At 32.1% G+C, this 16,668-nt stretch carries 10 protein-coding genes; 2 read left to right on the forward strand and 8 right to left on the reverse strand.

Features of this window, described 5'->3' with window-relative positions; genetic code table 11:
- Positions 1–93: 93 nt before the first annotated feature.
- Positions 94–1,014 carry a PorV/PorQ family protein gene (locus tag AB1422_00080; protein ID MEW6617748.1) on the reverse strand — a complete coding sequence of 307 codons (921 nt, stop codon included), beginning with the start codon at positions 1,012–1,014 and terminating at the stop codon, positions 94–96.
- A gap of 1,079 nt (positions 1,015–2,093) precedes the next feature.
- On the opposite strand from AB1422_00080, the gene AB1422_00085 reads away from it, so the two are divergent.
- Positions 2,094–2,771, forward strand: coding sequence for a choice-of-anchor N protein (locus tag AB1422_00085; GenBank protein MEW6617749.1), 678 nt, complete (start codon positions 2,094–2,096; stop codon positions 2,769–2,771).
- Positions 2,772–2,797: 26 nt separating this feature from the next.
- Here the strand turns inward: AB1422_00085 and AB1422_00090 are convergent, their stop codons facing one another.
- Entirely contained in the window at positions 2,798–5,125 is a 2,328-nt protein-coding gene (locus tag AB1422_00090) for a YfhO family protein (GenBank protein ID MEW6617750.1), read from the reverse strand.
- Positions 5,126–5,212: 87 nt separating this feature from the next.
- Here AB1422_00090 and AB1422_00095 point away from each other — a divergent pair, with 87 nt between their 5' ends.
- The gene (locus AB1422_00095; GenBank protein MEW6617751.1) at positions 5,213–7,600 is read left to right on the forward strand and encodes a YfhO family protein; all 2,388 of its coding nucleotides are present in this window, start codon (positions 5,213–5,215) and stop codon (positions 7,598–7,600) included.
- Positions 7,601–7,606: 6 nt separating this feature from the next.
- Here AB1422_00095 and AB1422_00100 read toward each other — a convergent pair whose 3' ends face one another.
- The 6 genes from AB1422_00100 to AB1422_00125 all read right to left on the reverse strand — a co-directional run bounded on the left by AB1422_00100 (position 7,607) and on the right by AB1422_00125 (position 16,630).
- The gene (locus AB1422_00100) at positions 7,607–8,725 is read right to left on the reverse strand and encodes a glycosyltransferase family 1 protein (protein MEW6617752.1); all 1,119 of its coding nucleotides are present in this window, start codon (positions 8,723–8,725) and stop codon (positions 7,607–7,609) included.
- 1 nt (position 8,726) lies between these two features.
- Positions 8,727–11,051 carry a hypothetical protein gene (locus tag AB1422_00105; protein ID MEW6617753.1) on the reverse strand — a complete coding sequence of 775 codons (2,325 nt, stop codon included), beginning with the start codon at positions 11,049–11,051 and terminating at the stop codon, positions 8,727–8,729.
- Positions 11,052–11,196: 145 nt separating this feature from the next.
- Positions 11,197–12,513, reverse strand: a complete 1,317-nt coding sequence (locus AB1422_00110; GenBank protein MEW6617754.1) for an O-antigen ligase family protein — start codon at positions 12,511–12,513, stop codon at positions 11,197–11,199.
- A 29-nt stretch (positions 12,514–12,542) separates the two neighbouring features.
- On the reverse strand, positions 12,543–14,306 hold the full coding sequence (locus AB1422_00115) for a hypothetical protein (GenBank protein ID MEW6617755.1): 1,764 nt from the start codon (positions 14,304–14,306) through the stop codon (positions 12,543–12,545).
- Between the two features lie 125 nt (positions 14,307–14,431).
- Positions 14,432–15,163 (reverse strand): class I SAM-dependent methyltransferase, encoded by a 732-nt coding sequence (locus tag AB1422_00120; GenBank protein ID MEW6617756.1) that lies wholly within the window; start codon positions 15,161–15,163, stop codon positions 14,432–14,434.
- Between the two features lie 27 nt (positions 15,164–15,190).
- Positions 15,191–16,630: a glycosyltransferase family 39 protein gene (locus AB1422_00125; GenBank protein MEW6617757.1), complete on the reverse strand. Its 1,440-nt coding sequence runs from the start codon at positions 16,628–16,630 to the stop codon at positions 15,191–15,193.
- Between the last annotated feature and the right edge of the window lie 38 nt (positions 16,631–16,668).

The following is a 16,668-nucleotide window of genomic DNA, read 5'->3' on the forward strand; positions in this document are numbered from 1 at the left end:
CTGTCCTCTGATATTTATCCGTGCTAAATCCGTGTTCATCAGTGGCTGAATAATTACTAAAAATCTTAAAAATCTGCGTTTATCTGCGTCCAATTAAAACTTTGTCACTAATGACACTCGGTGCGTATCATCCAGATCACCATAATCACAATAGGCATAATCAAGTCCTATGCCTGTGCCTGGTAATCTAAATCCTGCTCCAAAGGTTAAATCTGAGGATTTTAATTCATCTTTAGTTAGTGTTTTGTATCCAGCTCGAAGTGCTACTATTTCTTTGAACCAGTATTCTGCTCCAAGGTTAAAATTCGTATCATTATCTGAAGGGAAATTAACATCCAGACTTAAGGTCAATGCCTTATCTAATAATTTATAGGCACCACCTACCTTGAAATTTAATGGTAATGCATCTTTTTCACTCACAAATGCCTTTAATTTAGGGCCAAAATTCTGCACTACCATTCCTAAAGTGAGATTTTCAACTTGAGGTTTATATAAACAACCAACATCTAAACCAAAGCCGGTAGATTTTTCGGTATCGATCTTCATCTGGATGTATTTTACTGTTGCCCCTAATGAGCAGTTCCCCTTTATCTCTCTGGCATAGGAAACTGCTAATGCCATATCTTTACCATCATAGTTACCTTCTGGATTGGCAGCCGCACCATATTTGTCTATACTTCCCGAATCTAATAGGGTAATCGCTCCACCCATAATTCCACCCATTATTTGAGCAGGATGGACATAGGCTAAGTAATTGTATTTTATCTCTGCCAGCCAATCTGAGTACATAAAGGTACATTGTCTTTGTTCAATCTGAGCAATCCCGGCTGGATTCCAATAGAGGGCGTTAATATCATCTGCTACCGCACAAAATGATTCACCCATACCATTAGCCCTTGCCCCCTGGCCTAATTTTAAAAACACCGCTCCTTTACTTCCAGGCGAACCCGCCAGGACATAACTACCTGCCAGCAAAACTGCTACCCCTACCATTAAACTTACAAACCTTTTCATTTTAACCTACCTCCTTAATTTTATTTTAGATTTTAGATTGAACCGATCTGTTTTAAAGTCAGTTTTCAATCAAAAATCGCAAATCTATTAATTTTGTATTTCGGCTTGTTGCTGATAAATTACAAGCCAAAATTAGAGACATTTTACTCCTTACTCTAATATATCACAATATATTATTTTGTCAAGAATTTTTTTGATTATTTTTTAATTATGATGTGGGTAAAGATAAGTTATTAAGAGGGAATATGATTGTGACGAGCAATTTTTTAACCTGTGCGGTTAGGTTATAGACTGCCAATTTGAGTTCCCCCCGCTGATGGAATCTGAAATCTCCCCCGCTGGCGGGGGATTAAGGGGGTGGAAATCTTCTTGTCACATCGTAACTATTCACCACGAAGAGCACGAAGGACACGACGATGTTACAGAACAAATCTCTGTAAGGGTTTAGGTAGGATAAAAATAAGGAGAAAGGGAGAAGATGGAGAAGTGGAGAAAAGAAGAGTTAACTGATAGGATTATTAATGCCTGTATTAATGTCCATAAAAAGTTAGTGTCGTGTTGAACAAATAACGCACGGAATTCGATTCTGGTAACTGGTGATTGGTAACTGGTAATTAAATACCGTTTGGCTGAGCTCAGGACGAAACTATTTAACCAGTTACCAGTTACCAATTATCCGTTTGCAGGTTATGAAATCTGATGATACGCCGTGCAAAACTTACTCAACACCACACCAGGATTGATGTCCGAAGGGTGGAGTAAGAAAAAGTTTGAGCCATTTCTCCAATTCTCCCTTTTCCCCATTTCTCCTTGTTTACACTTCTGAGGAATACCGTGCACATCCTTTATCCCTTTCCTACTTACCTACTACCTACTTACCTACTATTTCCATTGCTTTGTCCTCCACAGGTTAATGTTCGTTCCCCCAAATAACTAACCCATTACAGGCACGCAGCAATTCTCATTCCTAAAAATACATAACAATAAATAAAAAAAGTCTTGACAAATTAAAAAATATATGTTATAATATAACCAAGTTGATAAAATAAATAAAAAAATATCAAGGAGGATAAAAAACAATGAGAAAAATATTTTTTAAAGGGGTTAATCAACTAATTCTTTTTTTATGGGGGATAATCTTTATTGTTTCTTCAGCTTATGCTATCCCCAGCCTTCAATTGTATATTCCAGGCTCTACTTACGACCCTATCACTGAGTCCTGGACCACTACTGCTTCTGATTTTGAACTGCAAGTTCTGGGAGCCTCATCTCCACATAATGCTGATTATATAAAGAATGTCACTCTTTATATTGCTATAAATGAGAACGAAAAGGGATTGCCAGGAGCCTATGTAAATATCAACGGTTCTCCAATAGATTTTAACTACTATGGCAACCCATTCTTGATGCCTCCTCATGGTATCTATCCAACCTATTATCGTGCTTATTGGCTACCTAATTTAATGGTTAGTACAGCCGGGGAGATTGTCCATAATTATAATCCTGGTGGGAGTGGAACAGATTTGGGGGATATTCATTATCTCTCGATAAACTGGGGTGGTTATAGCCGTATTCATTTTGATCTAGCGGGTATTGTTGTGAACAAATATGGGAAAAAATACTATAGAAGGGCGCCTTTCTCTCATGATGCTGAAGTAAATTCACCACCCCCGGCACCTGTTGTTCCAGAACCTTCAACTATGTTACTTTTATTGCCTGGTTTGTTAGGATTGGCAAATTTCAGAAGGAGTATCTAAGTATTTCAACCTGTTCAATCAGCTGATTATACCACACAGACACGGGGATATATAATTACGAAAAATATTAGACATAAAATGGTCAAACCAGTAATAAACATCCCTATTTTGACTGATAAAGGTTCATATCTAAATTCTACAAGATGATTACCTTTTTCAAGAGGAACTGCTCTAAAGGTATGATAAGCACGATATATCTTTTCCTTTTTTCCATCTACATAAGCCTGCCAGCCAGGATAATATGTGTCCGATAATACAAGAAAACCACTTTTATTAAGAGCAACTTTGACCGTTACTTTCTCTGGTTGATAGTCTATAATTTTGGATTTTGGAGTGTCCTTTGCTTTCGTCTGACCTCTGACCTCTGACTTCTGACTTCTAACCTCTTCTTCCAGAATAACATATTGTTCTGGATTAAATTCTTTACTGCTTAATTCCTGAAGAACAGCCTCTTTTTCTTTAATTAATTTAGAGTTATGCACGATAAATGCCCGTGGAAGAACATCTTTATTTTCGATAATCTTAACGCTCTTATCTTCAAATACCATCCTAAATTTGTCATCAGGAATATCCCGGGTCAATAAAATATATTTAACATTAAATAAATTAAGTAACTGTCTATTTTTAATCATAAGGGGAATTACTTCTTGTTCGGTAATATGTATAGGCGTGTCTTTTCGGAAAAGTTTTATAACCTCTAACCAATGCCTTACACAAATCAAACCCGTTTTCATATTCATCTCAGAGAGATGGGTGCAAATATTCATATTGGGTGATAATACTCTATTCAAGAACTCTTCTATTTCTTCATTACTTTCTATCAGTATAATACCTGGGTAGATTGACATATATCTATATATGTCTTCATCTTGTAACAGAAACTTACCGGTATTTGGAGTAAATATCTCCGGTAAATGTGATATTTTAACCGTAGTTGGCCCCCCCCTCATATTAAATAAGAATAGGTCAATTATAATAAAAAGGACAACAAGGAATTTAAAAATCATTAGTTGTAATTTTTGTTTAACCCAAAAATATAAGATGATAAAACTCATACATAAAAAGATTAGAAATATGTAGGCATCTTGTTTGATGTATTTAATTTTATTTAAAGGAAAATCCCGGGGTAAAAATTTTTCAATATCCATTGTAAAAATAATCCCACCTAAGATTAATATTAAGGATAAGTATAATATTCGCAGGATAACTTTTCTATTTATTTTTTGAGTGATTAGATATGAAAAGCCAAAACCGGCTAAGATAGAAATAGAAAAGGTCAAAAGGTAACAAAATCGTGCCGGTGCCCTAATGCTATTAAATATAGGTAGGTGCCATAACATAGTATATAAAGGTGTCACATTACCCATCATCAATATGGCTGATAGGATTAATAAGGATAAGAAAAAATAAATATGTCTATTTTTGTCTCTTAAGATGCCAAATAATCCTAATATTAGCGGAAAAATACCTACATAACCATATCCTTCACTAAAATTCCATTTCCCAAAATAATTTGCATTATCTCCTAAAAAATAAGGTAAAATGAAGGTGATGAAATTTATAGGTGGGAAATTAGCAATATTAGCAAATTTCAGACTTATCCCTTCCCCTCGATTAGAAAGGGATAATACTTCATAAGTTGGGATTATTTGAATAGCGGCCAGACCAATAGCTATTATCATCACTAATCCAAAGCTGACCAAAAAATTCAATATCCGGCATCGACCTTCAAATAAAACTCCAGAGAAAAAGTATAAACTGACACATAATAATGAATAAAATGTTATCTGTTGATGTCCAGCAAGGATTTGAATGCCGATAAATATGCCGGCTAAGACTACATAAATATGAGTTTTTTCCCTTTTGAGAATCTTTTCCATAAAGATTAAGATTAAAGGTAACCATATACTGGAACTTAATATATCTATATGGGTAAGATGGGCGACGAAAAATCCACTAAACATAAAGATTATCCCTGAGATTAAAGCAGAAACCCGAGGCAACCCAATTACCTGTGCATAAAAATAAGTAAATATTCCGGCAAGAATAAAATGGATAATATAATGGAGATTTTGGGCAATAGGGACAGGAAGATTAAAAAATAGTAAAAGATTTATCGGATATAAAAAACCAAGATTACCAATGGCAAAAATAGGATATCCACACTGGATATACGGCAACCATAAGGGGAAATCAAATTTCTTTAGATTTTCTGCATAAAATGATTTCATCGGATAGAATATGTATGTTATGTCCTCTTGAAGAAAAATCCTGGACATAGTAATTATATCTATGAAGAATATAGCAATTAAGCCGATGAATATGCCTATTGGTAATAAATCCTCTCTTTTCATACCTTTATGATATTATCAGAATTTGAGATTTAAGTCAATAAAAAATTTGACATTAATTACTTGATTTGCTATACTTTGGGATAAGAAATGAAGATAAAGGATTATTTAGCCATTGGAATATTGACCATATTAACCGTAGTCTATTTCTGGAAATTTTTCTTCTTAGGCTTATTGCCTATGGGAGGAGATATTACTACCTATACTTACCCACCATGGTATTATTGTTATCAGGCACAGGATAAAAGTCAAAATCCTCTTTTATCAGACCCTGTTTTCCTTCATTACCCTTTACGAAAATTAGCTGTAGAAAGATTAAAGGAGGGTAAAATTACCCTCTGGAATCCATATATTTTTTGTGGTAATCCACATTTTAGCACCAACTCGGTATCTTTTTCACCTCTTAATATCTTCTTCTTATTCTTTGAGCCATTAACCGGATGGAGTTTAATCCTCATTTGCCAGATGTTACTATCGGGGATATTTATGTATATATTTCTCCGGGGCTCACTTAACTTAGCCCGGTTTGGGGCATTGATTGGTGGTATAATTTATGAATTTTCTGGTTTTGCTATTGTCTGGTTAGAAATGGGCATATTAAGTGGGTTCTTATTGCCATTAATACTTTTTTTAATTGATAAAGCCATTATTAAAAGAAGTATATTCTATGTTATGTTAGCCGGGACGGCATTAGGGATGCAATTTCTATCCACATTTTTACAAATAAGTCTATTTGTCTTACTGGCAATAATACCTTACTCATTATTTAGAATCTTTTCCCTTCGAGCCTTTAAATTTATACCCTTTGTCGGACTTGTTTTTATCATTGGATTTAGTCTATCGGCTATCCAGTTAGTTCCTTCTTATGAATTGATAAGAAATTCGCATCGGGAGCCGGTCAAGGATTATCGAATGTTATCTCCCTTGCCCTGGCAGAATTTAATTACCCTTTTAGTGCCAAATTATTATGGTAATCCTGTGGATTATAACTATAACATTATCAGACCACATTTCCGTGAGATATTTAAAAAATATGGACTAAATCTCCCCCCACTCCATCCCAAAAGAGGTAGAATGGAGGATAATTATAACGAGCATTGTGCTTATATGGGCATTTTACCTTTAATATTGGCACTTTTATCTATATTTCTAAAAAGAAATAAAAATACACTCTATTTTTCTTCCTTTACTTTAATTTCCTTACTCCTCACTCTTGGAACGCCCTTATATTATTTACTTTATGTGGGTATCCCTGGATGTGATAAATTGATTATTAGCCGGTTTATCTTCCTCTACACATTTGGGGTAGCTGTATTAGCCGGGTTAGGAAGTAATTATATCTTTAATACACTCATAAAGGTATATTCGATAAGTATTATTTTATTATTTGGCTTAATAATTATAATCAGTCTTTATCTGGGCAAATTTGTCGCCAGATTTTATATTAATGCAACATTACTTCAACATTTCACCTTATCAAATATAGATTTTCTTTGCCCAATTTTATTATTAATAATTAGTGGAGTAATCCTTTTAAGTATTAATAGAGTGAGAAATTTATATATTAAAATACTTATTTTTGGAATAATCATCTTTGATATTTTTGGATTTGGGATGAGGTATAATCCCTTTGTCCACAGAAATGTATTATATACGACGACACCATCATTAAGATTTTTAGCCGATAAGATAACAGATGAGGAAAAAAGTAGAATATTAGGCTTTGAGCACATATTGCCGGTAAGTATAAATATAATCTATGGATTTGAGACGGCTGAAGGCTATGATGGAATGTTTACTAAAAGATACGATGAATTTATAAATTTAGTTGCTCCAGAAGGTTGTGGCTGGGAAAATGCAAAAGAATTGGATTATTCGGCTAACCGTAATCTACTCTGCCTGCTGAATACTAAATATCTCCTTACCTCTAAAAAAATAAAAGCAGATAATCTAAAACTTATCTTTGACAAAGAAATAAAAATCTACGAAGACCTGTCTGCTTTACCAAGGGTATGGATAGTTTCAGAAGCCAAACTCCTCAAAACAAAAGAGAAAATATTTAAAGAATTACGCCATCCAGACTTTGACCCAAGGGAAACGGTTATTCTTGAAGAAGAATATAAAAAAATCCAAAATCCAAAATCCAACCTTAAATCAAGTTCAGGGCAAAGTCCAAAATGCCAAATCCTCGATTATCAACCGGAGAGAGTAGTTATCAAAGCAACACTTAACAAAAGTGGCTTTCTTGTGTTATCTGATGCCTATTATCCAGGCTGGCAGGTATTTGTAGATGGGAGGGAAGAAAGGCTATTTTGTGCAAATTATATCCTTCGGGCAGTATATCTTACTGCAGGGAAACATCTGGTAGAATTTCGATATTCGCCTTTATCCTTTAGAATTGGATGTTTTTTTTCCATTTTAACTTTAATCATCCTGATATTTTTAATGACTTTGACACTTTTTAATACAAAAAAATAATGGTAACTATTCCTTTGAGAGACATTCTTTATAAACTGAGAGAGTTCGTTTTGCCGTATTTTCCCAGGTAAATAATTTTGCCCGTTCAATCCCTTTCTCTGACAACCTTTTTTGTATCTGGGGATTAGACAGGACATCATAAATTGCTTTGGCGATATCATCAACACTATGGGGAGATACCGTTACGCCTGCATCTCCTACTACTTCAGGAAAAGATGAGGTATTTGAGGTTATGACTGGAGTTCCACAAGCCATAGATTCTAAAGGTGGAATTCCAAATCCTTCAAATATAGATGGATAAACAAAAACCTCCGCGGCATTATATAATAAAGGCAAATCTTCTTGAGGAACATATTCGGTAAAGACAATCTCATTTTCCAATCCCATTTCTCTAACTCTTTTAAACACATCCGCATATAACCACGCCTTCTTCCCAACAATAACTAATTTATGCTTGATATTATGGTTTTTCTTTAGTAAGCAGTAAGCCTCAATCAGACGACCTAAATTCTTTCTGGGGTGGATATTGCCCACATAGAGGATAAATTTATTAATTATACCATATTTTGCCATAATCTCATCTAATAATTCTTTATTATCAATAGGATGAAAACTTTCATTAACGCCATCATAGGTAACGACTATTTTATCCTCCGGGATGCGGTAAGAATTGATAATATCTTTTTTAGAATATTCAGATACCGCTAATATCTTTGTTGCCTGACGAGCGGTAATTGGAATTAACATAGACATCCGAAGTTGTTCCCGTTTAGTAAAATATTGAGGATAATGTATAAATGATAAGTCGTGAATGGTAACAATTATCGGACACGGACACAAAGGTGGGGCAATATACTGCACATGGAAGAGGTCAATCGGTCTTTTTAGAATTTCTAATGGAAAACTAAAAGGTATTCGTATCAAAGGGGAATGTGGTTTAATTAATATCTCTTGAAAGTTCGGTTGATTAATAAACCCATTTTTTACTATCTCTGGATTAGTATAATAGAGTTTATAAGAATTTTCTTTATCAATCTTTGCCAATGCTTTGATAATATTTGAGATGTATGTCTCATTGCCGGTTACTTTATGACCAATTGTATGAGCATCTATACCAATCTTCATCTTAGCCTCCTATATTGATTCTAATGAGGGTAACACTATTTGTTTCCAGGTCAAGGTCTATCATATCATTACAGAGGACATCATTTTCAACCCGGGCTAATTCTTTTGCCCCAAATAGCGTATGCTGACTATCAATGAGATAGCGGTCGTATTTTATCTTTTTATCCCCGGATAGTTTTATTTTTACCTTTCTATTTATCTTTCTTTCCGTTATATCATAGTTCCAAATAAGAAGACTTATCTGTTTCCCATTATCTGATTTAGTAGCAATTGCTCCCATATTTAGAGCGTTATCTATATCCACAGATATCCGGTTGTTATCCAACATATTAAACATTTTAAAGGTGTAATAGATAGCTTTCTTAATATAACGAGGGGGGAGAGTTGGATTTTTAGGCTCATGAGATTCTACCAACAACCCCCAAACAGGATAAAAATCCCCAATTTCACGAGTTCCTGATTCTATAAGACAATGATAAACTGAGTGATCTAATTCATTATCAATCATTGTCTGTAAGACAGCAGCCGCATAAGCGGCATTGACATTATTATCTGCAATTTGAAGTATCATCTCTTCGTTTTTTGTAACTCCATCTGTGATATTTATGTATGGAACTAAGGATAAAGCCCATTCGTCAATAATTAGTTCTACATTTGCCAATCCATAATGAGATAACATTTGTCTTACCATTTGAATATCATTTTTATACGCGATAGGTTCATAACTATACTTATGCCATGAGATAAAATCCAATTTTTTGTTATTCTTGGCACAGTGTTTGATTAACATTTCGACATATTTAAGCATTTTATATTTATCTTCGCCTACTTTTATAGATGCCGGACCACCAATCTTTATAGGAGACATAATCCTTAAAGCAGATTCTACAGCAGAATTATACATCTTAAGATAAATCTCAAGTTTCTCTCGTTGATAAGAATCAGAATGTATGGAATGTTTACTCTCTATAAAGAATCCCACAGGAATCTCTGGTTCATTTAGAACTTCCCAATACTGAACAACATTAGGAAATTTATGAGTAAAATACTCTATGATTATTTTCCATAAATTGGTATAAGATACAAGATCCTTTGGAGCATACTCCCAGTAATGTTTGGAGTAATTATATTCTTTTTTTGTCTCTTCAGGAGATAATGGATTAGATGATAACCAACGAGGAACATTAGCTAAACAAAGTATTGCTTTGATGTTATGAGTATTATAAAAATCAAGGATTTCATCAAGTCTCTGCATATATTCCTTATCATAACCTATTGGCTCACGAATAATAATATCCTCCTTTTTCACAAATCTATAAAATTTCTTAATAAGAATTTCTTTCTCCTTTTGGTTCAGTGAATTAATGAAGTCTTCCAAATCTTCTTGATTTTGGATATTTACCTTGTAATTTTTCCAGAACCAATTCTTTATTTTATCTTTATGAATAGAAGTAAATATGTTGGGAACTGAATACATAAAATGAGTATCTAAAGAAAATCTTGTAAAGGTAAGTCCCAAGTCCTTCATTAGGATAAATATTTCCTTGGAGAGTCCTTTGTATCTTTTTCCAAGCCAAACAAACGCAGATACAATAAAAACTACACCTTTCTGAAAATCATGGAATCTTTCATTAATTATCTTATCTTGAGCTAAAGTAATAGTTGATGGTAACTCAATTTGCTCAATCGTTCCTTGGGGTTTTTGGATTCCATTTGGAGTAAAGTTATTTTTAGCTAAGACAAATGCATCTATTTGTTTAAAATATGTTGAAGTATGATTTTTTTCAATTACCAATTGGAGTATGTGCCTACCTCTGGATAAAAATATATTTCCATACTTCACCCACCTTATTCCAAGTTTTCGTTCCTCTTCATGACTCTGTGAATTAGGTAATTCTTTGAAATCTTTTATTGAATGCCATTTACCTTCATCAAATCTCCATTTGATAGGAGAAGTTTGGGAAACAATTCGTTCACGGACATATAGCACATAATCTCTTTCCTCAAGGATATTTACCTCATATTTTAGATAATGCCCATCCTTATGCCATGGATTTTCATCTGTATTTATATTGAAATAAAACCCATTACTGACTATACTTTTCAGTCTCTTTTTGGACTCTGGTGACGCTAATAATCCTGGTTCTACCCCATGTTCTGATAGACTATAATAAAACGAATGGTCAATAGTATCCTCTGCCTCAAACCATAGAAATTTAAAATCATTAGAATTTAAAAATTTGTTTGTAGCCTCTGATTTATAATTACCTGTGGAAGGAATTAATATAATAAAAAATAAAGAAAGCATCCAACCTAAAGAAAACATTCGAATTATACTCCCTTTACTTGATTTTTCTCTATAATTCTCCAAAATCAACGAAAATATTATTCCGAGCGAAATGAGGGAACTATAACTTATTGCGATTAAAAGATTTGTCGTTGCGCTCGAAATGATGGAGTGAACCTCTGGCTTAATTTTGCAGAAGTCTATGATTTTTTTCCTCTGTTTCGAGATTTGATATGACATACGGAATAGCAGCCAGTGCATAAAAATTTATCATAAATCCAACATACTGATATAAACTTTCGTTCATAATCATTATTAAATAGCTAATTAAAATAGCAACAATAGCGAGAAGAACAGTTTTGAAATAAGGCTCTAAAGTTTTTCTATAAGTATTAACTGTATCCCTTATTAAATTAATCAACATCCATAAAAAACCACTTAATCCGAGTATCCCTGTTTCCGTAGCAAATCTAATATATTCATTATGAGGATGTGAAATCATACCTACTACCTGTATAGCCTCAACCTCAAAACTTCCCAATCCTATACCTAAAATTGGATGATGAAGAAACTGATTTAATCCCTTTTCCCAAAGTAAAATACGTATCATAAAGGCACTCATATCTTGAAATCGTAAAAGTATTACGGAAGATAAAGCTATTAACAATATAGATGTAATTATCAATATCTTCCTATATTTCAAAGTAGATATAACTAACATAACTATCCCAAAACCTATCCAACTTCCTCTCGAGAATGTTAAAAATAAAGCCAGAATCATCATTAAGGAGAAAATTCCAAATCCAAGTTTTTCTAAACTAAATTTAGGATAATAAAAAGATAAAGTCATAGTTATAGGTAAGACTAATGTCAGATAAAACCCAAAAAGATTTGGATGTTTAAAGGTACCTGCAATCCGGTAATTACCGGTCATATCAAACATATTTATGTTTGTCAAAAACTGATAATATCCGACTATACACGAGATAATCATAGAAAGTATAGTAATATTAATCAAGCGACCAACATACTTTCTATTTTTAAAAAGATCCGTTATCAAAACATATATTATAAATGGAGATGTTATGGTAAACCATCTTTTTATCCCTGTCATTATATCATAACTAATAAATACACTAATTAGACAAATAATTAAAAATATGAGAGAAGACTTTCCAATTGGTAGTTTAAATACTTTAATTTTATTCGTTATAATATAAAAAACTCCACCTATTAAAATAAATAAGTTAAGTCCCCCCACAAGATTTATAGTAGTTAAACCTTCAAGAGATATCCGCGTTATTTCAATAGTACTGTTTAGAGGAGGCATTACAAAAATTAGAGATAAAATAGCAAATCGTGGATTTATAAAAAATATTAAAAAAAACAATGTTATGATAGGAATACCAATAGCATAAGAAGGTGGTATGTTAATTACTGATATGGTTCCCAAACCAATCCCAATGAAAATATAGATAACTGGGGAAATATTAATTCTCATAAACTATTTTCTCAAATTTTCTCCAATACTTATGATGTCTTCTGATAAATAAATATCTTTCCATCTCCTGGAGAATCAAATTCTTTTATTTTAACATAAGAATCTTTAAATGTTTTTAAATTAGTTATTGGTTTTTCGAATTTTTTAAAGAGAACAGATTCCTTATCATGAAATATTATATAGTTAGGCTTATATTTATAAAACCAATAGGTCATATCCTGCTTCATGAGGTGATAAGCTATCTCTCTAGGCATAACTAATCCACAGATATCAACCATTCTTCGTTGACTATAATATCCAACAATACCTATTTCAACAGCTGCCACTGAGACATTTTGAGGAGTATTTCTCTTCAACCATAATCCAACTTCTCGATATTGGAGATAATATTCCGAAGGTAAACTTTTATACTCTTTATAGTCTATTTTAATAAGTGGAAAGATTACTATCAATAATATGAGAAAAAATGTTATTATTCTAAGTAATTTAGTTCTGAGATATGGATTGAAGATTAACCATTCACAACCCAGCCCAAGGAAATAACCCGTGGGTAAAAACAAAGGTATATAATATTGATGGTAAGGAGGAACATTTAATAAAGAATATGCGGTATAATATAAAATCATCCACATAAAAATTGAGATATCCAGAAGTCTTTTTTGATAAAGATGTAATATTCCAAAAAAGAATGGAACGGTTAGAAGAAGAACAAGAATATCCTTTCTTAAATAATAATCTATCTCATAAAAAATCCCTCCACAGAAGTTTAGTTTCCAATAGCCTGCTTTACCTTGACAAATTTTTGCATATAGGGTATTGGGTGTAATTGAACCAAAATATAGATAAAGGAAGAGTAAAAATGGTAATAATATTAATCCAAATAAGACTAATGATTTGAAAGGAATCTTCTTTGAATTTATTGAATATATACCATATAAAACTATGGCTAAAATAATACCATCTCCTCGTGTTAAGTAAAGTAAAGCCAAACAGATACCCATTGGCATTAATTTATTTTTCTCATAAAAATATAATGAAAGTATCATTAACATTAAATAAAGCATTGATTCTAATCCATAAGATTGAATTAGATATGGATTTATTGTGATGAAAACAGAGCTAATTATTCCTCCTAAAATTCTCTTTTTATTGTAGAATATTAAAAATAAAAAATATGATGCAAAAAATAGTGAAATGGTATTTATTACTCTGGCAGCAAGTGGAATATCTTTATAAAAGAAACTACCTATCACATAGAGAATAGTATTTAAAGTGGATGTGGTACCATTAATATGTTCACCTAAATTATATACCCAGCCTTGTCCTGAAAGGATATTATTCACATACCGAAATATAATGTAAGGGTCATCTTTTTCTAATCCAACTGGTAAAAAAATAGCTATAATGATTACAACTACTGATAAGAATAGTGGATAAAACCACTTTAAGTACTTTTTAAAAAATCTTTCCCTACCTATCTCTAAAAACTTTTTATCCTCTGGAAGTTGGATTTCAAAGAGATTTTTAAAGGTAAATTTTCTTAAGAGAACTCCAAGATACAGGCATATAACTCCTAAGGATATCATTTGAAAGATTAAAAAAATGAGGATAGGATATATTTCCCTTTCTGCACTTGGGTCAAATCCCTTTACAAAGTGGATAATTATTGTTTTGAAATATAAAAACATATCTTCTTTGAAAAAGAATAAGACTGTTGATAAAATTAATAAAATTATACCCAATATCATAAGAATTTTTGGTATTAACCCCTTTTTATTGAAATTATCTCTCATTATACTATCTCTCCCATTTAATCTCAGAGAATAAAAATCCTTTCATTAATTATTTTTTGATAACAGATTACTTTACGCCATCAGAAATTTTCGAGTTGGATACTTAGTAATAAGATAAAAAGTCTCTATGTTTTCTCATATTCCACAAAAAAATGCGCATGGGTCCAATTTAATAATTTATTGTTTGTCAGTTTATGTTTTAGAAACCACAAATAAGTTAAAATTTTAAAATTTCTGCAATATGTTATTTCCCCATCAAATCGCTCTAAATATATTCTTTTAAATTTATCTTTACATAACTTATCTAATTTGTGTATTGAATTTGCTCGATAATAACATTTATAATGTTCAACATCATCACATTTATGTAATATCTTTAAAATTTTTAGTTTCAGCGAATGAGGAATTATCATTGAGAATCCCAAACTACTCTTTATATTTGAAGTACATATCATCAAAATACCTCCCTCTTTTAATATTCTATAAGATTCATCAATAAATCTACGGGGGGACTTGAGATGTTCGACAACCCAACGGGTGTATATGATATCAAAGGTAGAATCTTTAAATGGCATCTGTTCGATATCTCCTACTTCAAAAAAGAGATTCTCAGCTTTGTATTTTTCTTTTCCTTCTCTAATATCTTTTTCATTTATGTCTATGGTATAGATTTTTTTAACAAATGGGTGAAAATGATAGCTTTCTGTTCCAGAACCGCATCCAGCATTCAGGACAACCATATTTTTAACTGCCGTTAAGTCTATTTTTCTCTCTTTCCAATCTTTCCAACCTACATAAACTCCTTTTCTCTTTAGCCATTCGATTCCATCAAATTTTTCTTTCCCTTTTTCTACCATAACTTTACCTCTTTAAAGTATGATAAATCATTCCAGGTCAATATTTTTTTCATAACAAATTACCTCAAGCCCTGAAAACTTTTTACTATCAATTCTCCGATAGTTTTTGTCAAAATAACTTTTAGTCAAATTTTCAGGGTCACTTTCCCATAAACGCCCTAATATTAACCATACTCTCCTATATTTCTGAAGTTCCTGTTTAGCTTTGTTAGAAATTTTAGAATTGATGAATATTTGATTGGCCATAAATGAATATCTCTGTAACCATCCTGAATAATAGTAGTTAAATGGCACCAGCAGGGAAGGAGCAGTGATTAAAATTACATCATTTAAAATAGCATTTGTCCCAATATATTTAGTTACCTCTCGATAATCTTCCTTCGCATATTTTTCATTAAAATAATAATTATTTAATGAGAACGAACTACATAAAATGAGCAATAATATAAAGCAAGCCCGATATCCCTTCCTTTTAACATGAGATATTCCACTAGCTAAAATAAGATAATATGCAGGTAAAGACATACAGACATATCTTACATTATAGGTAATATTAGTGTGTTGAACGATTAAAAACGACCCTAACATTGGTATTCCCAGATGTAGGAGTAAAAAAATTGCTTTTTCTTTATCCTTTACTAATGCTTGAAGACCTACGATAAAGATTACTCCAAATATAATTGTCACAGGAATAAGTTCAAACAAATATGGTAAACACAAAGAGATAGAATGATACAGATGTAATTCAGCTATCGATGGACCTACTGAAAATCCCACACTAAAAGCAAAAAAAGTATATGGAAATACCATAATACCTATATTTTGGGCAAACCCTGCCGAATTGTTTATCAGGTTTATATAGATAAACATCCACGGTAAATAAAATAAACCAATTACGACTTGAGATAGTACCAATTTCTTGAAGACACATTGATATTTTTTCCACATTAAAACCATAAATGAATTTTCAAAAATTATGAGAAAGATTATATATGGATGGGTATAAAGCCCTAAGGTAGTTGTTAACACATATCCTGACCAGGCAAGATAATAATTTTCTCTAATAGATTTTAAGAAAAATATTACTGAAGTTATTGATAATAATATGACTAAAGAATACATCCTGACTTCCTGGGAATACCAAATATGAAAGGAAGAGATAGATATAAGTAAGGCACTAATTAACCCAATTTCTTTATTAAATAGCAATCTTCCTAATAGAAAGAACAGATAAATACTTGCTGTTCCCAATATAGATGGTAGTAATCTCATAGCAAATTCACTTTTACCAAAATACAACCAGTAGTGAAGTAAAATATGAAAGAAAGGAGGAAGATTATCAGCACTTGCTTTAATATTTTCAATTATTGTAGCCGCAGGTTTTTCTGAGATATTTATTTGGACTACTTCATCAAGCCATAGACTTTGACTTCCCAGGTGGTAAATTCGTAAAAAAAATCCTATCATTAAAATAATTATTATAAAAATCTTAGTTTTATCAAAGC

This window comes from bacterium, from assembly GCA_040757115.1.
Taxonomy (GTDB): domain Bacteria; phylum UBA9089; class CG2-30-40-21; order CG2-30-40-21; family SBAY01; genus JBFLXS01.

Excerpts from the sequence above, each read along its gene's own strand:
- AB1422_00080 (MEW6617748.1), bottom strand. The coding sequence starts at position 1,014 with ATGAAAAGGTTTGTAAGTTTAATGGTAGGGGTAGCAGTTTTGCTGGCA.
- AB1422_00085 (MEW6617749.1), top strand. The coding sequence starts at position 2,094 with ATGAGAAAAATATTTTTTAAAGGGGTTAATCAACTAATTCTTTTTTTA.
- AB1422_00090 (MEW6617750.1), bottom strand. The coding sequence starts at position 5,125 with ATGAAAAGAGAGGATTTATTACCAATAGGCATATTCATCGGCTTAATT.
- AB1422_00095 (MEW6617751.1), top strand. The coding sequence starts at position 5,213 with ATGAAGATAAAGGATTATTTAGCCATTGGAATATTGACCATATTAACC.
- AB1422_00100 (MEW6617752.1), bottom strand. The coding sequence starts at position 8,725 with ATGAAGATTGGTATAGATGCTCATACAATTGGTCATAAAGTAACCGGC.
- AB1422_00105 (MEW6617753.1), bottom strand. The coding sequence starts at position 11,051 with ATGTTTTCTTTAGGTTGGATGCTTTCTTTATTTTTTATTATATTAATT.
- AB1422_00110 (MEW6617754.1), bottom strand. The coding sequence starts at position 12,513 with ATGAGAATTAATATTTCCCCAGTTATCTATATTTTCATTGGGATTGGT.
- AB1422_00115 (MEW6617755.1), bottom strand. The coding sequence starts at position 14,306 with ATGAGAGATAATTTCAATAAAAAGGGGTTAATACCAAAAATTCTTATG.
- AB1422_00120 (MEW6617756.1), bottom strand. The coding sequence starts at position 15,163 with ATGGTAGAAAAAGGGAAAGAAAAATTTGATGGAATCGAATGGCTAAAG.
- AB1422_00125 (MEW6617757.1), bottom strand. The coding sequence starts at position 16,630 with ATGATAGGATTTTTTTTACGAATTTACCACCTGGGAAGTCAAAGTCTA.